18 protein-coding genes are annotated in these 18,216 nt (G+C 69.2%); 8 read left to right on the forward strand and 10 right to left on the reverse strand.

Annotated elements, in window-relative coordinates; all coding sequences use genetic code 11:
• Positions 1-52: 52 nt before the first annotated feature.
• Positions 53-1,255, reverse strand: a complete 1,203-nt coding sequence (gene dnaJ / locus CRO01_RS03520) for a molecular chaperone DnaJ (protein WP_097007721.1) — start codon at positions 1,253-1,255, stop codon at positions 53-55.
• Between the two features lie 128 nt (positions 1,256-1,383).
• Positions 1,384-2,127 (reverse strand): NRDE family protein, encoded by a 744-nt coding sequence (locus tag CRO01_RS03525; RefSeq protein WP_097007722.1) that lies wholly within the window; start codon positions 2,125-2,127, stop codon positions 1,384-1,386.
• A 205-nt stretch (positions 2,128-2,332) separates the two neighbouring features.
• Between CRO01_RS03525 and CRO01_RS03530 the strand changes: the two genes are divergently transcribed.
• Together CRO01_RS03530 and CRO01_RS03535 are read left to right on the forward strand one after the other, a co-directional pair.
• On the forward strand, positions 2,333-2,809 hold the full coding sequence (locus CRO01_RS03530) for an Lrp/AsnC family transcriptional regulator (RefSeq protein WP_097007723.1): 477 nt from the start codon (positions 2,333-2,335) through the stop codon (positions 2,807-2,809).
• Entirely contained in the window at positions 2,802-3,083 is a 282-nt protein-coding gene (locus CRO01_RS03535) for a HalOD1 output domain-containing protein (RefSeq protein ID WP_097007724.1), read from the forward strand. Before CRO01_RS03530 ends, CRO01_RS03535 begins: the two co-directional genes overlap by 8 nt.
• Before the next feature lie 37 nt (positions 3,084-3,120).
• Here CRO01_RS03535 and CRO01_RS03540 read toward each other — a convergent pair whose 3' ends face one another.
• From CRO01_RS03540 to CRO01_RS03565, 6 genes are all read right to left on the reverse strand, one after another.
• A complete protein-coding gene (locus CRO01_RS03540) occupies positions 3,121-4,698 on the reverse strand; it encodes a class I adenylate-forming enzyme family protein (RefSeq protein WP_097007725.1) in 1,578 nt (525 codons plus the stop codon).
• Positions 4,695-5,762 carry an o-succinylbenzoate synthase gene (menC, locus tag CRO01_RS03545; protein WP_097007726.1) on the reverse strand — a complete coding sequence of 356 codons (1,068 nt, stop codon included), beginning with the start codon at positions 5,760-5,762 and terminating at the stop codon, positions 4,695-4,697. The genes CRO01_RS03540 and menC overlap by 4 nt, the downstream gene beginning before the upstream one ends.
• A complete protein-coding gene (locus CRO01_RS03550; RefSeq protein WP_097007727.1) occupies positions 5,762-6,697 on the reverse strand; it encodes a 1,4-dihydroxy-2-naphthoate polyprenyltransferase in 936 nt (311 codons plus the stop codon). Before CRO01_RS03550 ends, menC begins: the two co-directional genes overlap by 1 nt.
• Before the next feature lie 518 nt (positions 6,698-7,215).
• Entirely contained in the window at positions 7,216-8,103 is an 888-nt protein-coding gene (locus tag CRO01_RS03555; RefSeq protein WP_097007728.1) for a 1,4-dihydroxy-2-naphthoyl-CoA synthase, read from the reverse strand.
• 79 nt (positions 8,104-8,182) lie between these two features.
• Complete coding sequence (locus tag CRO01_RS03560) at positions 8,183-8,509, reverse strand: DUF7344 domain-containing protein (RefSeq protein ID WP_218839117.1); 327 nt, start codon at positions 8,507-8,509, stop codon at positions 8,183-8,185.
• A 194-nt stretch (positions 8,510-8,703) separates the two neighbouring features.
• A complete protein-coding gene (locus CRO01_RS03565) occupies positions 8,704-9,204 on the reverse strand; it encodes an Lrp/AsnC family transcriptional regulator (RefSeq protein WP_097007730.1) in 501 nt (166 codons plus the stop codon).
• A gap of 182 nt (positions 9,205-9,386) precedes the next feature.
• Between CRO01_RS03565 and CRO01_RS03570 the strand changes: the two genes are divergently transcribed.
• Positions 9,387-10,328: a dihydrodipicolinate synthase family protein gene (locus CRO01_RS03570; protein WP_097007731.1), complete on the forward strand. Its 942-nt coding sequence runs from the start codon at positions 9,387-9,389 to the stop codon at positions 10,326-10,328.
• Between the two features lie 99 nt (positions 10,329-10,427).
• Entirely contained in the window at positions 10,428-11,357 is a 930-nt protein-coding gene (locus CRO01_RS03575; RefSeq protein WP_097007732.1) for a J domain-containing protein, read from the forward strand.
• 33 nt (positions 11,358-11,390) lie between these two features.
• On the opposite strand, the gene menD is transcribed toward CRO01_RS03575, so the two are convergent.
• Positions 11,391-13,241, reverse strand: a complete 1,851-nt coding sequence (menD, locus tag CRO01_RS03580) for a 2-succinyl-5-enolpyruvyl-6-hydroxy-3-cyclohexene-1-carboxylic-acid synthase (RefSeq protein WP_097007733.1) — start codon at positions 13,239-13,241, stop codon at positions 11,391-11,393.
• A gap of 4 nt (positions 13,242-13,245) precedes the next feature.
• Positions 13,246-14,586, reverse strand: coding sequence for an isochorismate synthase (locus CRO01_RS03585; protein ID WP_097007734.1), 1,341 nt, complete (start codon positions 14,584-14,586; stop codon positions 13,246-13,248).
• Positions 14,587-14,757: 171 nt separating this feature from the next.
• Between CRO01_RS03585 and CRO01_RS03590 the strand changes: the two genes are divergently transcribed.
• Genes CRO01_RS03590 through CRO01_RS03605 form a run of 4 tightly spaced genes read left to right on the forward strand, consistent with a single transcriptional unit; the run spans position 14,758 to position 18,147 of the window.
• Positions 14,758-15,651, forward strand: a complete 894-nt coding sequence (locus CRO01_RS03590; RefSeq protein ID WP_097007735.1) for a DUF4129 domain-containing protein — start codon at positions 14,758-14,760, stop codon at positions 15,649-15,651.
• Positions 15,648-16,205, forward strand: a complete 558-nt coding sequence (locus tag CRO01_RS03595; RefSeq protein ID WP_097007736.1) for a DUF7269 family protein — start codon at positions 15,648-15,650, stop codon at positions 16,203-16,205. The genes CRO01_RS03590 and CRO01_RS03595 overlap by 4 nt, the downstream gene beginning before the upstream one ends.
• Positions 16,202-17,626, forward strand: coding sequence for a DUF58 domain-containing protein (locus CRO01_RS03600; protein WP_245838495.1), 1,425 nt, complete (start codon positions 16,202-16,204; stop codon positions 17,624-17,626). The genes CRO01_RS03595 and CRO01_RS03600 overlap by 4 nt, the downstream gene beginning before the upstream one ends.
• Positions 17,623-18,147 (forward strand): DUF7519 family protein, encoded by a 525-nt coding sequence (locus tag CRO01_RS03605; protein WP_143824899.1) that lies wholly within the window; start codon positions 17,623-17,625, stop codon positions 18,145-18,147. The genes CRO01_RS03600 and CRO01_RS03605 overlap by 4 nt, the downstream gene beginning before the upstream one ends.
• Positions 18,148-18,216: the final 69 nt, after the last annotated feature.

Raw genomic sequence — 18,216 nt, forward strand, 5'->3', positions numbered from 1 at the left:
AGGCACCGTTTACCGGCCATCAACAGCGGGATTGACCCCCGGAAGGGGTGCGTCAGAACGAGTTTTTGATCTTCTCGAAGAAGCCGGTCTCCACGTCGATCTCCTCGCCGCCGGCTTCCGCGAACTGTTCGAGCGCTTCGCGTTGCTCCTCGTTGAGCGAGTCGGGCGTAACGATCTGTATCTGCACGTAGAGATCGCCCTGCCCGCGCCCGCGGAGCCGCGGCATCCCCTTGTTCTCCAAGCGGAACGTCTCGCCGCTCTGGGTGCCCGCGGGAATGTCCATCTCGACGGGACCGTCCAGCGTCGGCACCTCGATGGTGTCGCCGAACGTCGCCTGCGGGAACGAGATGGGCTCGTGGTGCTGGAGGTCGTCGCCGTCGCGCTCGAAGTCGTCGTGATCGGCGACCGACACCTCGATCAGTAGATCGCCGTTCTGGCGGCGCGTGTCGCCGGGCGCGCCTTCATACTCCATCCGGAGCGTCTGGCCGTCCTGAATTCCGGCGGGGATGTCGACGGTCAGCGTCGAGGTCTGGGTGACCTGCCCGTCGCCGCCGCAGTCGCCACAGGTCTCGTCGTATAGTTCGCCGTCGCCCTCGCAACGCCGACAGGTCTGGGTCTGTTGCATCCGGCCCAGCGGCGTCTGCTGGACCTGCGTGACCTGCCCGCGACCCTCGCACTCGGGGCAGGTTCGACTGTCGGCGTCCGGCGGGTGGCCGGCGCCGTCGCAGGTCTCGCAGTTCTCCGGCCGGCGCACCGTCACCTGCTTCTGAGCGCCCTCGTAGGCCTCCTCGAGGTCGATCTCCAGCGACGTTCGGAGGTCGGCGCCGCGGCCGGAGTCGCCGCGGCCGCCACCGCCGCCGCCGAAGATCTGGTCGAAGATGTCGCCCATACCGCCCCCACCTCCGCCGCCACCGAACGGGCCGCCAGCACCGCCGGCGCCGCCGAAGGGACCCCCTGCACCCCCCGCGCCGCCGAAGGGGCCACCGGCGCCGCCCCCGCCGCGGTCGCCGTCGAAGCCGCCGTGCTTGTCGGCCTGCTCGAAGCGCTCGTGGCCCAACCGGTCGTAGGCATTGCGCTTTTCTTCGTCGGTCAGCACTTCCTTTGCCTTCTGGGCTTTCTTGAACTTCTGTTCGGCGTCGGGATCGTCGCTCACGTCGGGGTGGTACTCGCTGGCTTTCTCCCGATAAGCCTGCTTGATCTCGTCCTCGGACGCGTCCCGACTCACGCCGAGTATGTCGTAGAAGTCCTCGCTCATTCGTTATCCCGTCGTAGACGGTTGGGACACTTGAAAAGAACGGCTTGGCCGGAGCGTGCGAACGCGGGCCGTTCATCGGCGTCCCGGTGTCGGCGAAAACCGCAAGGAGTCAGCACGATGACCGGCCATCAGCCGAGGTCGAGTGCCACGTCCTCGTAGTCGGTTTCGCAGGGCGGACCGTCGGCGAACCGATACGTCGCACCCGAGTCCCCGAGCGCGATCAGCGAGGACGAGCGCGTGCCAAAGCCGTCGCCGTGGACGCAGACGCCGTACGTGTGGTCGGCAAGCGCGTCGGCGGCCCGGCCGGTCCACGCGGTCGCCGTCTCGCCCGGTTCGACCGCGAGCGCCTCGCGGAGCCACGCCGCGCTCTCGGCCTGTCGCTCGCCGGCGTCCGGGCGGGTTTGCGGGATCGAGAACTGCCCGTCGGCGCCGACGTTGACGACGACGTGGACGCCGGGATCGAGCTGCCGAAAATCGAGACTTCCCGACCACTCGTAGTAGAGCGCGGCCGCGGCGTCGGCGATCACGAGGTTGAATCCCTCGTACTCGCGCGCGCGGAGTTCGGCCTCGACGAACCGGCCCGCGGCTTCCGCGGTTGGACGCCGAAGCGCGTCGCGGACCAGCAGACCGCGGGAGCGCTCGCCGGCGAGGTCGGCGTCGTTCCACCGGTTCGTGATCGCCACCAGCAGGCCGTGCTCGTTGTAGCCGATCCACGTTCCTCCGGCGTCGGCGTCCCGCGGCGCGACGACGCGCGGATCGCGGTCGATCACGGCCGGCGGCTCCGAGGGCCGGCTATCGGCCTCGTCGCGGTTCGCGGCGACGGCGACCGGCGTCTCGGGGAACACCTGCCAAGCGAGGGTCAGCGTACACACGGCTACTCGTACGCCGGCGGCGAGAATAAGCGTACTGTCGCTGTCAGAAGATATATTAATTTCACAACTACATAAACCATTTAAATAGATTCTGCACCCGTACTTGCGATGTTAGCAACCTATAATCTCATTTTTATAAAAACTTCACCGTTTGGCGAGAATATTACGAAAGCATAATTGGTGGGTACGATAGAGGCTTCCAGATATGGAACTCGACGAAGTCGACGAGGGGATTCTCTATCTTCTACAGCAGGACGCGCGACACCTGACGACGACGGAGATGGCTGAACGGGTCGGCGTCTCGGCGAGCACCGTCAGAAACCGGATCGAGCGGCTCGAATCTGAAGGCGTCGTTCGCGGCTACCGTCCTGATATCGATTACGACAAGGCGGGCTATCAGCTACACGTTCTGTTCATCTGCCGGGCGGAGAGCGCCGAACGCGACCGACTCGCCTCCGAGACCCACACGATCAGCGGCGTCGTCCAGACTCGAGAGGTGCTCAACGGCAGCGATAACCTCCAAGTCGAGGCCGTCGGCACCGACACCGACGACATCGCCAGAATCAGCGACGAGCTCGGCGCGCTCGGACTCGACGTGGTCAACTCGAAAATTCTCAAGAGCACTCGCGTCCAGCCGTTCGATCACTTCGGCGAAGAAATCGAGAGAGGCGACGATGAGTGATACCGAAGGGAGTGGCCCTCACCGATTCACGTTCGATCCCGACGAACGGGCGAGCACGGCCGTCACCGAGGCCGTCGCCGACGTGCTGGAGCGCGACCAGCGCGACCTTCCCCCGCTGTACGAGTCGGTCGACGGCGACAGTCTCGACTCGATCGTCAGCTCCGAGGAGCCACTACCATCCAGACATCCCGTCATCGTCTCGTTTCGCTACGCCGGCTGCGATCTGACGGTGACGAGCCACGGGCGGATCGTCGTCGCCGTCGTCGAGGAGTAGACCGTAGTCGTCGCGATCCCCGCTATCCGCTGTCGTCTCAGTCGTCGCTTTTCTCGTCTAACAACGCTCGGGCCGCCTCTCGGTCGACGGTCCCCGAAGCCGTCCGGGGGAGTTCGTCGGCGAACGCGACCGTTCGAGGGAGTTTGTACCCCGCCAGCCGCTCGCGGCAGTGCTCGCGGACGGCCTCGGCGCCGAGCGTCGCTGCAGCCCCGCCGTCGGCGTCGTCCGCGGGGACGACGATGGCGCCGACACGCTCGCCCCACTCGGGGTCGTCGACGCCGAGGACGGCGGCATCGCCGATAGCTGGGTGCTCCCGGAGCGCCGCGACGACCTCGCCGGGGTCGACGTTCTCGCCGCCGGTGACGATTCGGTCGTCACGGCGGTTAAGCACCCACAGGCGTCCCCCCTCGTCGCGGTAGCCGACATCGCCGGTGAGGAGTCCATAGGGACCGAACGACGCCTCGGTCGCCGCGGCGTCGCCGTAGTAGCCCGGCGTCACGGTCGGCCCGTCGACGACGAGCTCGCCGCGTTCGCCCGCTTGCACCGGGTCGCCGGCTTCGTCAACGACCGTCACGCGCGTTCCGACCAGCGGGCGGCCGACGGTTCCCTCGTGCTCGAACGCCTCGCTCGGAGTGGCGGTCGCCACCTGCGAGGCCGTCTCGGTCATCCCGAACGTCGGATGCACCGGTATCTCGCGGCGCTGGCACGCTTCGATCAGTTCGGCGTCGGCCGGTGCGCCGCCCAGCAGGACGAAGCGAAGCGAATCGGGAAGCGTCGCGGGCGAATCGACGATCCGGCGGAGCATCGTCGGCACCAACGAGACGCCCGTAGCCTCGTGCTCGCGGGCGACGGCCGGCGTGCGCTCGGCGTCGAACTCCGACTGGAGGACGACGGTGGTGCCGTACAGCGTCGAGCGAAGGACGGGCGCCAGTCCGCCCATGTGATACATCGGGAGACAGCAGAGCCACCGATCGTCGGGCAAGACGCCGAGGCGAAACGCCGACGCGACGGCGCTGGCGAGCAGGTTCCCCGCGGTCAGCGGGACGACTTTCGGCTCGCCGGTCGTCCCCGAGGTCGAGAGGAGAACGCGCACGTCGGCGGGCGAGCGCTCGACCGACGGGAGCGGCCGGCCGTCGCCGTCGTTGTCGTCCTCGTCGCTGCCGTCGCTGTCCTCGCCGCTGTCGTGGAAGCCGTCGGCGTCGATCGAGACGACGGCCGGCGGCTCCTCAGCTATCTCGGCTGCGGCGCCCGCGCTCGATTCGGCGTCGGCGTCGCACAAAATCGTCGTCACGTCGGCCTTCTCGCAGGCTCGTGCGAGTTCCTCGGACGTATGCCGGACGTTCAGCGGGACGAGCACGGCGCCGAGTCGATCGACGGCGTGGACGATCAGCACGAACGGAAGTCCGGTGTCGAGCAGCGTCCCGACGTGGTCGCCGGGGCCGACACCCCGGGCCGCGAGCGATCGGGCGACGGCATCCGTCGCGGCGTCGAGGTCGGCGTAGGACCAGCGGGCGGTCTCGCCCGCATCGGTCGCGTCGGCGTCGATCACGGCGAGCGCGTCGGGCGACGCCGCTGTGCGGGCCGCGAGCCAGTCCGACTGGGGCCAGTTCGTCATCGTCTGTTCTCTCCGTCGACAGTGTGTTCCCACGGTCCGCGCGTCCCGAGCCCGTCGCCCTGTGGAACTACGGCGTCGCCTTCCGTGATCGGCGCTGGATCGGGGGCGAGGTCGTCGGCGAGGCGCTCGGCCGTCGCCAGCCCGCAGGGGTCGACGCCGGGGATCGACGCCGCGAAGTGGACTGCGCCGGTCCGCGCCACGACGGCGTCGACGGTGGTCGTCACGACCGGCGCGACGCCCTCGCGCCGGGCGCGGATCGCTATTCGGCGCGCCCGGTCGAGGCCGCCCAGAACCATCGGCTTGAGGACGACGACATCGGCCGCGCCGGCGTCGAGCACGTCGTCGATCGAGGCTGTCCGCAGCGACTCGTCGAGCGCGACGCCGACGCCGGCCGACTGCTGTCGGAGGTCGGCGTGCCCTTCCAGATCGTCGATGGCGAGCGGCTGTTCGACGTACTCGACGCCGCTGTCGGCGAACGCTCGGAGCGCCTCGCCGGCCTGCTCGCGGTCCCACGAGCCGTTGGCGTCCGCGCGCAGCGCGATGCCGCGCGGAAGCGCCTCGCGGACCGTCTCGACGCGCTCGACGGCTTCCTCGACGGTTCCGGCGCCGACCTTGAGCTTGAGACACTGAAAGCCCTGCTCGACGGCTCCTCGGGCGGCCGCTGCGGCGTCGTCGGGCGATCCGACGCCGATCGTCGCGTTGACCGGGACGCGCTCGACCCGGCCGACCGAGCCGAGATAGCGATAGAGCGGGACGCCGTCCTGCCGTGCCCGGAGGTCCGCGAGCGCGAGGTGGACGGCGTGTCGCGCCGCCGGCGATTCGTCGACGGCGTCGAGCGCGGCGGCCGGGTCACCGTCGTCGAGATAGGTAGTGGCGGCCGCCAGCCGCTCGCGGCACGTCGCTGGCGATTCTGTCCAGCCGGGGAGCGGCGTCGCCTCGCCGACGCCGACGGCGCCGTCCTCGGCAATTCGAAGGGCGATGCCCTCGCGCTGCTCGATCGTCCCCGAGGCCGTCTCTAAGGGCGCGGCGAGGTCGAGCGCGAACTCGCGGCGCTCGGCGTCCATCAGACGACCACCCCGACGGCGAACAGCGCCGAGAAGGCGGCGAGGAGCTGCCCCGTGCGCTCTAACGCGGGGTTGAGCGCGTCGCCGTCCGTGCGCGTGCAGACGGTCCGGGCGACCGGGATCGCAAGCGGGAGCGTGAGCAGCGGCAGCAAGACGCCGGGACCGAACGCGTTCCGGGCCGCCCACAGGTAGATCGGGACGGCGTAGGCCAGCGCCAGCAGGCCGACGTACTCGACGCGGCTCCACCGGTAGCCGATGATGACGGCCAGCGTGTACTTGCCCGCCTCGCGGTCGGTTTCGAGGTCGCGGACGTTGTTGACGACGATGATGTTCGTCGAGATGGCTGCGACGGGGAGGCTAGCGATGACGGCGACGGCGGGGATCGTTCCCGCCGGAATCGTCGTGGTGAGCGGCTCGGCGAGGACGGCCGCGGCCTGCACGTACACCGTCCCGACGACGGCGACGACGCCGAAGAACACGAACACGAACAGGTCGCCAAGCCCGTGCGAGCCGAGAGGATAGGGGCCACCCGCGTAGGCGTAGCCGCTGGCGACGCTCAGCAGACCGATCACGAGGATCGGCACGCCGCCGACGTAGACGAGGTAGGTGCCGACGAGGATCGCCAGTCCGAACGTCGCGGCCATGGCGAGTTTGACCTGCTCGGCCGGGATCAGCCCCGACTGGGTGACCCGAGTGAAGCCCTCGCGGCTCTCGTCGTCGACGCCCTTGACGGCGTCGTAGTAGTCGTTCGCAAAGTTCGTCCCGATCTGAATTAGGAGCGCGCCGACCAGCGCCGCAAGCGCCGGAAGCGGCGCGAACACGCCCTCGTGGACCGCGATCGCCGCGCCGACGACGACCGGCGCCGCGCCCGCGGGCAACGTCTGGGGTCGGGTGGCCATCAGCCACGCCCGGCCCCGACTCACGTCGGTACTCATTGGCTCGAAATCGGGACCGGTCGCGTGTTAAGGTTGGCATCTCGCATCGATCGTCGCTTCTAGGAATGATCCCGACAGCTACCGGCGAGAACGCCTCGAAAGCCCTCGCCCTTTCAGTCCGCCAAGATCGCGTTGCGCGGGTCGCTAAGGGCAACCACGCGCAGCCCTACCCTTTCTCCCCCGGCGCGCAGCTTCGGTGGCGCGCGCTGTCGAGCCTTCATGGCGAGACAGCGTCGCGCGAGGGACGACCGAAGGAGCGTGCGACTGAGGGAGTCGGTTGGGGAGGATGTGGTTACGGTTGGGTGGGAATGAAAGGGGCCGCCGTGGTCGAGCGGTCCGACGACGCAAGCACTGGACTGAGCGAGCACCGCGAGCGAATGAAGCGCACAGCGAGTCAGACCGCTCGACCACGGCGGGGGCTTTCAGGACGTTGAGGACAGCAACGACTGTTCCAGGGTGTGCGGCGGGCTAACAGCGCACTGGAATCCCCGAGACAGCGTCGACACGAACAGCTCGAATCAGTACTTCCAGGGGAACTCGTCGAAGTCGGGCTCTCGCCCCTCGTTGAACGCGTCGCGGCCCTCTTGGGCTTCGTCGGTCATGTAGCCCAGTCGCGTCGCCTCGCCGGCGAACACTTGCTGACCGACCAGCCCGTCCGAATCCAGATTAAAGGCGTACTTGAGCATCCGCATCGCCGTCGGGCTCTTGGCGTTGATGCGCTCGCCCCACTCCAAGGCCCGCTCCTCTAACTCCTCGTGGGGCACGGCTTCGTTGACCATCCCCATGTCGGCGGCCTCCTCGGCGCTGTAGGTCTTCCCGAGGAAGAACACCTCGCGGGCTTTCTTCTGACCGATCTGTCTGGCGAGATAGGCCGAGCCGAAGCCGGCGTCGAAACTACCCACGTCGGGGTCGGTCTGGAGGAACTTCGCGTGCTCCTCGCTGGCGATGGTCAGATCGCAGACGACGTGGAGGCTGTGGCCGCCGCCGACCGCCCAGCCCGGCACCACGGCGACGACGACCTTGGGGATGTGCCGGATCAGGCGCTGGACTTCGAGGATGTGCAGGCGCCCGTGCTCGCTGGCGCGGTCCTCGTCGCCCTCGTACTCGTAGCCGTCGGCGCCGCGAATGCCCTGATCGCCGCCCGAGGAAAAGGCCCAGCCGCCGTCCTCCGGCGAGGGGCCGTTGCCCGTCAGTAGTACGCAGCCCACGTCGGTCTGGCGCTTGGCGTGATCGAGCGCGTCGTACAGTTCGTCGACCGTCTTCGGGCGGAACGCGTTGCGTTTCGCCGGCCGGTCGAACGCGATCCGGACGGTGTGGCCCAACGCGGAGCGGTGGTAGGTAACGTCGTCGAAGTCGAACGTCTCGATCGGCTCCCAGCGCTCGGGGTCGAAGATTTCCGAGACCATTTTCGCGTGACTCGGTCCGGTACGGGCAAATAGGTTGCCGTCCGGAATCGAACAGGCAACTCGTGGCTGGCGGACGCAGTCAGTGGACCACTTCGAGGAGCGGCCGAACCTCCTCGAACTGCGGTCCCGTGGTGATCTCATTCGTGTCTTTGTCCCACTCGATGAAGCCGTAATCGACGAGTAGCGGAAGATGCAGGTGGTACATCTCCATCCGCAATTGCTGCTCGGCATCGGGCAGATCTGACCGCACGCTCGGTGGGGGGTTGGTCGCCACGTACTGTGGATTGCTTTCGAGAAGGTCCAGCAGGAGCGTTCTCCTGTGCTCGTTTGCGAGTGCTTCGAAGGCGTTGTCGTTCATGATCTTGATGAGGGGCGACCATCGGTCGCACCGGATTCCGGCAGTCACATCGTCAATGGTGATAGTAGCGGGTCCGGAATAACGCTGTTGTGAACGCTTCCAGTTAGGTTCCGCTTGCCCCAGTGTGAGCGGCGATATCTGTGATTTCCCGAACGAGACAGTCTGGATTCAGTGATACTACGGCAGTATACTGTGGAAAACAGAGGTTCGGCGGCGTTTCGTCTGTCGAACGTTCGTCGTCCTCACTCGTGCTCGGTGTCGCGCGCGTCCATCTCTTCGGTCCCTTGCAGGAAGAAGTGGTTGAACGGCTGCACGTGACGCCGCCGCATCATCTCGGAACTTTCGATCTTGACGCCGATGTCGTGGACTGCGTCGGTGATCCGGGTGATGTCTTTCGTGCTCGTTCCAACGACATCGACGTGGATATTCCGTCGCCCGGTCAGCATTTCTCGAACGTCGATCACGCCCTGAATGCCGCGGATCTGCGCCGAGTAGTCCTGCAGTTCACTGGGCGGTGCGGAAATCACGAACGTGATCTGCAGCGGGAGATTGGCCGCTTCGTAGTCGATCTCCGGGTGATAGCCTCTGATTATGCCGTCGGCTTCGAGTTTGTCGATGCGATTGCGAATCGTACTGGCCGATACCCCGACCTTGTCAGCCATCTCTTCTGCCGTTGTCTCGCGAGCGTTCTGCTGTAGCAAGTAGAGGATGCTCCGGTCGACATCGTCTAGCTCGCGTCCCATGGTGGCAAATACGGAAGAACGCTACTAACCCGTTTGCCACGAGTCGACACTGGACCGTTCCACGCTGTTCGGCGACGCCGGTCGTCGAACTGCCGGCAGCCAAACGATTACGCGGTGGGCGCCTGTACGTCCACGCGAATCATGCACGGGAATCGCAGGACGCCGCCGACGGGTGAGCGATCATGACCGCGAACGAACGAGGGTCGGACGCTCCGAACCCGGACGATCCGCTGGGACTGCACGGCATCGTGCCGCCGACGATCACCGCGTTCGACGAGGACGGCGCGCTCGACGAAGCCGCCACGGCCGCCCACGCCCGGTTCGTCGTCGACCGGGGCGTCCACGGCGTGTTTCCGCTGGGGACGACCGGCGAGTTCCCGCTGTTGACCGCCGAAGAGCGCGACCGAGTCGTCGAGGTCGTCGTCGAGGAGGTCGGCGACGAGGTGCCCGTGCTGGCGGGCGTCGGCGCCGAGGGAACGCGGGAGGCGATCGAGCGGGCGCAGGCAGCCGAGGAAGCGGGCGCGGACGGGCTGGTCGTCGTCGACCCGTACTACTTCCCGATCGGCGAGGACGGGCTGGTCGAGCACGTCCGCCGAATCGCCGACGCCACCGAGAGCCCGATCTACGCGTACACGTTCCCCGACAGATCGGGCAACGACCTGACCGTCGACGCGCTCTCGCGGCTCGCCGAGATCGACGGCTTTGCGGGGATCAAAGACACCAGCCGCGACGTTGGCCGGATGCAGGTCGCCCTCGACGCCCACCCCGAGCTGACGTACCTGATCGGCGTCGACCGGCTGGCCTACACCGGGCTGTCGCTCGGCTGTGCGGGTGCAGTGGTGGCCGTCGCAAACGCCTTCCCGGAGGTCGCCGTCGAACTGTACGAGGCCGTCAGGGCGGGCGACGACGAGCGCGCCCGCGAGCTACAGTCGGACCTCTCTGCGGTACAGGCGGCCATCGAGCAGGGCCCGTTCCTCGCCGGCGTTAAGGCCATGCTCGATCTGCGCGGGTTCGATGTCGGTCCGCTGCGGAGCCCGCTCCAGTCGTTCGACGACGACCAGCGCGAGCAACTACGCGAGACGCTCGTGGACCTGTACGACGAGGAGAGACTGTCCGTCGAGTGAGACGCAGAGATCGCTGCGGCGTCGTCGACCCCGAGAACCACCCCACCGAACGGTTTTTGTCGCGGTGCGACATATCGCCTGAAAGACAATCGCCCAGCGATGACCGACACGTTCTACGACGTCCTCGGCGTGCCCGAGACGGCCGACCAAGACGAGATCCAGTCGGCCTACCGGGAGAAGGTCAAAAAGTACCACCCGGACGTTAGCGACCGCGACGACGCCGCAGAACGGTTCAAAGCGGTCACGCGCGCCGAGGAGGTGCTGGGCGATGCGACCGAGCGCGCCCGGTACGACCGACTGGGCCACGACGCCTACGTGCGCCACCTCGACGGCGCCAACGCCGGGACGAGCGAGCAGTCGCCGTGGACGAACACGGGCGGAGATGGTAGTTCCGCCTCGACCGGCGACGCTGGCGGGTCGGCGTTCGGCGGTTCGGCATCGGCGTCCGGCACATCGGCGTCCGGCACATCGGCGTCGGCACGAGAGCGTGCTCGGGCGGCCACGGGCGCAGAGGACGGTGGAGGAGCGAGTCAGCATCGAAAACAGCGGCGTCGGCGCCGGGCCAACAAGCGACGCGCGGATTCCTCGTGGACGCCGGAGGACGCCGACACCCAGCGCGAGGACAGCGAGGCATCGAGCGCCGAGAGCGACGGGGGATACACCGTCCACGACTGGGAACCCGTCGGCACGTCGTTCATCGGCGAGCGGCCCGGGCTGACGCGCAACGAGTTCGTCCAGATCACGATTCTCGGCCTCCTGTACCCCGTGTTGCTCTACAGCGCGGTGACGCCGGCGTTCCCGCTGGCGGTCAACGGCGTCGTCGCGGCGCTGACGCTGCTCTTGATCGGCTATCTCATCACGCGCCCGCTGGTCGCGGGCACGGTTTTCGGCGTCTGGAGCATGTTCGCGCCGGTTGCGATCGTTCAGTTGGGCGTCGAGTTGCTCTCGGTGCCGGCGATGACGGTGATACTCGGCTGCTGGATCCCGCTCGGGTACTCGATCACCGTCGCGTTCGTCCTGCGGTGGTAGGACGCCGCGGCGTCGCAGTCGGCGCTGGCGATCTCACTGCCCGAGGCGCTCGCAGACGGCGTCGTGGATCGCCTCGCGGGTGCGGTGGCTCGCCTCGCCGTCGATCCGGAACTCGATGACTTGGGCGCCGTCGGCGTCCAGCGAGGCGTCGTAGGCGTCGCGGAACGCTGGCAGCGTCTCGACGCGCGCGAAGTCCAGCCCGTACAGATCGCCGGTCGGCGCGAAATCGATCCCGTGGGGCGTCTTGAACTGCTCGGTGAAGGGGGGGTCGAAGTCCTCGATCGGGAGCAGGTGGAAGATGCCGCCGCCGTCGTTGTTGATGAGAACGACCGTGGCGTCGACGCCACAGCGCGCGACCGCCAGCAGCCCGTTCATGTCGTGATAGAAGGCGAGGTCGCCGGTGACGAGCACCAGCGGGTCGTCGGTCGCGCTGCCGGCGCCGAGCGCCGTGCTCTCGATGCCGTCGATGCCGCTGGCGCCGCGGTTTCCGAGCACCGAGAGGGCGGCGTCCCGGGGGCGGCCGAACCGGTCGAGATCCCGGACCGGCATGCTGTTGGAAACGAATACGGTCGCCGGATCGGGCGCGCGTTCGACAGCGTCGGCGACAACGGCGCCCTCGTACAGATCGTCCGCACCCAGTTCGTCGACCGCACGCCAGTACTCGCGTTCGGCGTCGAGCCACCGGTCGCGCCAGTCGCCCGCTGACTGCGCCGCGGCGTCCGCGCCGGACAGCCGATCCGCCAGCGCTCGGACTGTTCGGTCGGGGTCGGCCGCGACGAGATCGGTCGCGGTGAACGTCGCGTCGCGCCACTCGCCGGCGGGATCGACGAGGAACTGGCGGGCGTCGGCGTCGGCCAGATAGTTCCGAAGCGGCTTCGAGGTCGGCGAGGCGCCAAAGCGAACGACGACATCCGGATCGGGCCAGCCGCCCACGACCCGGTCGTCGAGGTAGCCGTCGTAGCCGCCGAGCACCGGCGCCGTGTCGACGTGCGGCCCGAATCGGAGTCCCGAAAGCGGGTCGGCGAGCACCGGCGCATTCGTCGCGGTAGCGAGCCGGGAAACGGCGTCCGCATCGACGCCGGGGGACGCCGTGGCATCCGAAGCGTCTGCGGCGGCAGTGTCGGCAGCGGTCGCGCCATCGACGGCGGCCGTCGACGGATCCGCCGGCCCGGCGACGATCAGCGCGCGCTCGGCGTCCGCGAGAGCCCCGGTCAGCCGATCCAGCGCGGCGTCGTCGAGCGTCGGCCGCCCGCCGGTCGTCCGGACGAACGGGCCGTCTCGGCCCTCGGCGCCCAGTGGCTCGCGCTCGGGTAGGTCGTCGGGCACGTCGCCGGACACCTCGACCGGCTCCAGCGGCTTCCGGAACGGGACGTTGAGATGCACTGGCCCGGCGGGGACGCCGGTCGACTCGGCGAGCGCGCGGGCGGCGTCGGTTCGCAGGCGCCGGAGCTTCCGGCCCGTCGGTTCGGGCTCGGGAAGGTCGCGGAACCAGCGCACGGCGTCGCCGTAGAGCTTCTCCTGATCGATCGTCTGGTTGGCGCCGCTGTCTCTGAGTTCGGGCGGGCGGTCGGCCGTCAACAGCACCATCGGCACTCTGGCCTGACTGGCCTCGATCACGGCGGGGTGGAAGTTCGCCGCCGCGGTGCCCGAGGTGCAGATCAGCGGTGTCGGCTCGCCGGTCCGCCGGGCTCGGCCGAGCGCGAAGTACGCCGCCGAGCGCTCGTCGAAGTGCGAGAAGACGGTCAGGTCGGGGTGAGCGTCGGCGGCGACGGTCAGCGGCGTCGACCGGCTCCCCGGCGCGACACACACCGCCTCGACGCCGCCGGCGACCAGTTCGTCGAGCAGCGTCTCGGCCCACAGGGTGTTACGGTTCGGTGCCGTCATGCGATCACTCCAAGGAGTCGAGCATCGGGCCGTACTTTAGCTGGACCTCGTCCCACTCGCGGTCGGGGTCGCTGTCGGCGACGATGCCGGCGCCCGCAAAGAGCGTCGCCCGATCCTCGCGGGCGACCGCCGAGCGGATGCCGACGGCGAAGGCGCCGTTGCCCGCGGCGTCGAACCAGCCGACGGGGGCGGCGTACCAGCCACGGTCGAACGTCTCGGTCTCCTTGATCGTCTCCCAGGCGGCGTCGGGCGGGAACCCGCCGACCGCGGGCGTCGGGTGGAGGGCCTCGACCAGCGAGAGCACGTGCTCTACGTCGTCGAGTTCGGCCGTGATCGGCGTCTGGAGGTGCTGGACGGTCGGGAGCGTTCGAATCGTGCGCTGGCCCGTCCGGATCGACCCCGCGAAGGGTTCGAGCTGTTCGCGGACGGCCTCGGCGACCAGTTCGTGTTCGTGGATGTCCTTCTCGCTGTCGAGCAGTTCGTTCGCCAGCCACTCGTCTTCCTCGGGCGTGTCGCCGCGGCCCGTCGAGCCCGCCAGCGCCTCGGTCTCGACGGTGCGGCCGGACAGCGAGACGAGGCGCTCGGGCGTCGCGCCGAAGAAGTTCGCGCCCTCGTCGGGCTGGACGAGAAACCGGTAGCAGTCCGGGTAGGATCGGTCGAGACGAGCGAGCAGGTCCGGGATCGACAGCGGGGCGTCGAGATCGACCGACAGCGCCTGAGCGAGCACGACTTTGCGCAGGTCGCCCCGTTCGATCCGGTCGACGGCGGCCCGGACCTGGCGTCGCCACTCCGTTCGAGAGGTCGTGCGCTCGCGGGACGCGACGCCGGGCGGAGCGCCCGGGCGGCCGTCGGCAGTCGCGGCCGAAATCTCGGCCGCCACGTCGTCGAGACGCCGCTCGACCGCGGCGTCGTCCGGCGGATCGACAGCGTTGACGGTCAGCCAGACGCCGTCGTCGCTCCACGTGATCTGCACTTGGGGGAGGACGAAGCGGGCGCCGGCAAAGCCCTTCCACGGGCCGGCCGGTTCGTGCTCGTCGTGAAAGGCAAAGCCCCCGAACAGCCGCGGGCGGCCGACGACGCGTTCGGCGTCGCCGTCGAGGTGGGAGAACAGCCGTTCGGCCGCCTCTCGTACCGCGTCGAAGCGGTCCGGCCCGTCGGCGTCGATCGTCGCCGCCGCGCCCCAGCCGGCGACTGTGGGGCCGTCCGGCGGCGTCCAGAGCTCTCGGGGCGGCTCGAAGGCGTCGAGAACTGCCCGGCGCGAGAGATCGTCGAGTTCGCGGCGCCGAGTCACGAGCGGTCCGTCGATCGGATCTCGCCGACCGTCCCCGCTGCGCAGCGATTCCATCGCACGACACTCGGGAGGCCGGGCTATTTAGCCTGTCCCTCTGGTCGTCGGCGCACCGCTGGCCCGACTCGTGCATGTGATCCGCTACCGATACGCTTTTTTCAGGATCGAACAAACGAATCGCCAATCGACAGCCCGGCTACGGCCGGGCCTCGCGCACTCTCTCCACAGATGCAATCGAACTCTTTGGGCCCCGCGCTCGTCGCGGGTCTGTGTATCGCCGCGCTCGGCCTCGGCGCCGCGACGCTTTCGAGCGCCGTGGTCGTCCCGTCGAACCCGGCCGCCGTCCCCGGCGGATCGATCGACCTGCCGTGGCCAACGTCAGCGAGCTACGCCGCTATGGCCGTTCTCACAGGCCTACTGGTGCTCGCCGTCTACACGTTCGACGGCCGCGGAATCAGCGACAAGCGACAGTTCGTCAGGGCGATCCCCGTGCTCGTCGTGATCGTCGCCCTGATCATCGTCGTGAACCACGTCTGGCTGACCTCGCTCCAGCCACCATCCGGCTTCGATATCTCGGCAGCCAACGGCTCCTCGGGCGGCAGCGGCGGGGGCGGCGCCGCGTCGAACAACTCGTCGGGCGACTCGGGCGGTCCCGTCGGTGACGGCAACCTCTTTGCGACAGCCGGACTGGTCGCGGCGCTGTTGATCGGGCTGCTGGCGGTCGCCGGCGCCGAGTACATCCCCGATGGAGACGACGACCAGCAGAGCCGCCGGGAGTCAGCGGCCGACGCTGACGATGCGGACGCCGCGGCGATCGGCGAGGCGGCGGGCCGCGCGGCCGACCGGATCGAGGCGACCGACGACGGCTTCGAGAACGAGGTGTACCGCGCGTGGCGCGAGATGGCCGACGGCGTCGACGTCGGGAGCCCCCGGACGAGCACGCCAGCCGAGTTTGCCGCCGCGGCGGCCGACGCCGGTCTCGACCCCGACCGCGTCGAAGAGCTCACCGACCTGTTCGAGGCGGTTCGCTACGGCGACCGCGCCGTCACCGAAGAGCGCGAGCGCCGAGCCGTCGAGGCGCTCCGTGGCATCGAGCGCGAACAAGGAGGTGACGAGCAGTGAGCGCCGCCGGACGCGTGCTCGTCGCGGTCGGCACCGTCACTGCCGTCCTCGGGCTGGCGCTGCTCGTCGAGCCGGGACTCGCCAGCGAAGTGTTTGCCGACCAGTTCTACGTCAGTCTCGTCGGCGTGCTGGCGGTCCTGCAGGGCGGACGCTACGCCCGCGACGCGTGGCGCTCGCCGGTCGTCGGCGCCGAGACGGGCGATCCCGAACTCGTCGAGGGCGTTCCGACGCCGGGCGACGGCTTCGACGCGGCGCTCGATTCGGCGTCCGATGTCCACACGATCGACGGGCGCAGCGAGATCAGAGAGCGCCTCGGCGGGATTGCCAGCGTCGTTCTCGAACGGCGCCGGGACTGCTCGCCCGAACAGGCACGCGAGCAACTCGCCGCCGGCGACTGGACCGACGATCCGCTGGCGGCGGCGTTTTTCAGCGACAACGCCGACATCCCGCTCTCGATTCGCCTGCGAATCCGAGTGAGCTCGAAGTCGCCGTTCGGCGTTCGAGCCGAACACGCCGCCGACGAACTCGAACGGATCTGGAGGGCCGAGTCGTGACCGCCGCCGAGCAGACAGTCGACGCCGATGCGACGGCCCGCGACTCGGCGCCGACCGAGGATGCCGACGGCGCTGACACAGCCGACGCCGAGAGTGCGTTCGACGACGCCGACGCAGCCGCTGTGTCCGCAGACCGGATCGTCGCCGCCGAGGACCGCTACACAGGCCGGTGGAACGGCGTCGCCGCGGCGGCGCTGCTGGCGGTCGGCGTCGGCGCGATCGCCCAATCGCCGGCGGCGTTTCTCCTCGGCGTCTTCGGCGTCGCCTACGCCGCCTACGCGCGGATGGCCGAGCCGCCGGCGGTCGATCTCCGAGTCGAACGCGAGTTCGGCACCGACCGCCCCGACCCGGGCGAAGCGGTCGACGTGACCGTCCGGATCACCAACGAGGGCGCGTCGATTCCCGATCTGCGCGTGGTCGATGGCGTCCCCGACCAGATTCACGTCGTCGAGGGGACGCCCCGGCTCGCCGCCGATCTGGGGGCCGGCGAGACCGTCGAGCTACAGTACGCGGTGGGCGCCGAGCGTGGCCGGCACGAGTTCGACCACCTTCGGGCGATCGCTCGTGGGTACAGCGGCGCCGTCGAGCGCGACGCCGACGTGCAGTCAGCGACCGACGACGAGCTGTACTGCACGCCCGGCGAGCTGCCGCCGTCGACGAACCTCTCCTTGCAGTCGCTGACGACGCCCTACGCCGGCCGGGTCGAGACCGACATCGGCGGCGACGGCGCCGAGTTCTACGCGACCCGCGAGTACCAGCGGGGCGACCCGCTCTCCCGGGTCGACTGGAACCGGAAAGCACGGACCGGCGAGCTCTCGACCATCGAGTTCCGCGAGGAGCGAGCCGCCTCCGTCGTACTGCTGATCGACGTGCGCGTCGAGTCGTGGCTCCGGCCGGACGCCGCCTCACCGAGCGCCGTCGAGCGCTCGGTCGAGGGCGCGATGCAGGTGTTTTCCTCGCTGATCGAGGGCGGCGACCGCGTCGGCGTCGCGGTGCTGGGCGCGACCGATCCGTGGCTGCCACCGGGGAGCGGCGAGGACCACCGCGCCGCTGCTCGCAGGCTGTTCGTCGAGCATCCGCTGTTGACGCCCGAATCGGCCGATGACCTGATCGAGCGGCCGATCAGCGTCGACTCGCTCCGCAAGCAGCTGCCGAGTCACTCGCAGGTGATCCTGTTCTCGCCGCTGTGCGACGACGGCGCCGTCGAGCAGGCGACGCTGCTGGAAGCCGCCGGCCACCGCGTCACCGCGGTCAGCCCCGATCCGACGGCGACGGCCACGGCCGGCCAGTCCGTCGCGCACGTCGAGCGTGAGCTCCGGCTCTCGGAGCTTCGTCGCACCGGTGCCCGCGTCGTAGACTGGCGTTGGGAGGAGCCGCTGGCAGCCGCTATCTCGCGGGCCGGCGAGAGGTGGTCGGCGTGACCGACGGCGTCGAGCGGGGGCCGACCCGGACGAGCACGCGCGTCGCACTCGCGGCCGGCGTCGGGTGCGTACTTGCGCTCGCCACCGGGTCGCTCGCGTCGCTCGTACTGGGTGTGCCGGCACTCGGTACGCTCGCGGTCGGCATGCGACGAGTGGACCGGCGGGGCATCGACGCCGGGGCGTTCGGGCTGTTCGCCGCGGCGCTGCTGGCGGCGGTCACGGGCGCGCCGACCGCGTCGACGCTGATCGGCGCCGGACTGGCCATCCTCGCGTGGGACGCCGGCGGCAACGCCCTCGAACTCGGCCGGCAGGTCGGTCGGGACGCCGCGACCCGCGAGGCTGAGATCGCACATCTTTCGGGGACCGTCGGCGTCGCCGCCGGTGCTGGCGGGCTCGGCTACGGCTTCTACACCGCTGGTAGCGGCGGCCGGCCGGTCGCCGCGCTGGTGCTGTTGAGCTTCGCCGCGGTGTTGCTGGCCTCGGCGCTGCGGCTCCGACCACTCGCTCGCGGCGACAACTGAGGCTGACGCGCATACCCAGTATGACGCCCCCGCCCCCGTTGTTTATAAACTGTCGAGACGAACATTCCC

The organism is Natronoarchaeum philippinense (assembly GCF_900215575.1).
Taxonomy (GTDB): Archaea; Halobacteriota; Halobacteria; order Halobacteriales; family Natronoarchaeaceae; genus Natronoarchaeum; species Natronoarchaeum philippinense.

Bases quoted from the DNA above. Each gene is read 5' to 3' on its own strand.
- dnaJ (WP_097007721.1), bottom strand. From the start codon at position 1,255: ATGAGCGAGGACTTCTACGACATACTCGGCGTGAGTCGGGACGCGTCC.
- CRO01_RS03530 (WP_097007723.1), top strand. From the start codon at position 2,333: ATGGAACTCGACGAAGTCGACGAGGGGATTCTCTATCTTCTACAGCAG.
- CRO01_RS03535 (WP_097007724.1), top strand. From the start codon at position 2,802: ATGAGTGATACCGAAGGGAGTGGCCCTCACCGATTCACGTTCGATCCC.
- CRO01_RS03540 (WP_097007725.1), bottom strand. From the start codon at position 4,698: ATGACGAACTGGCCCCAGTCGGACTGGCTCGCGGCCCGCACAGCGGCG.
- menC (WP_097007726.1), bottom strand. From the start codon at position 5,762: ATGGACGCCGAGCGCCGCGAGTTCGCGCTCGACCTCGCCGCGCCCTTA.
- CRO01_RS03550 (WP_097007727.1), bottom strand. From the start codon at position 6,697: ATGAGTACCGACGTGAGTCGGGGCCGGGCGTGGCTGATGGCCACCCGA.
- CRO01_RS03555 (WP_097007728.1), bottom strand. From the start codon at position 8,103: ATGGTCTCGGAAATCTTCGACCCCGAGCGCTGGGAGCCGATCGAGACG.
- CRO01_RS03565 (WP_097007730.1), bottom strand. From the start codon at position 9,204: ATGGGACGCGAGCTAGACGATGTCGACCGGAGCATCCTCTACTTGCTA.
- CRO01_RS03570 (WP_097007731.1), top strand. From the start codon at position 9,387: ATGACCGCGAACGAACGAGGGTCGGACGCTCCGAACCCGGACGATCCG.
- CRO01_RS03575 (WP_097007732.1), top strand. From the start codon at position 10,428: ATGACCGACACGTTCTACGACGTCCTCGGCGTGCCCGAGACGGCCGAC.
- menD (WP_097007733.1), bottom strand. From the start codon at position 13,241: ATGACGGCACCGAACCGTAACACCCTGTGGGCCGAGACGCTGCTCGAC.
- CRO01_RS03585 (WP_097007734.1), bottom strand. From the start codon at position 14,586: ATGGAATCGCTGCGCAGCGGGGACGGTCGGCGAGATCCGATCGACGGA.
- CRO01_RS03590 (WP_097007735.1), top strand. From the start codon at position 14,758: ATGCAATCGAACTCTTTGGGCCCCGCGCTCGTCGCGGGTCTGTGTATC.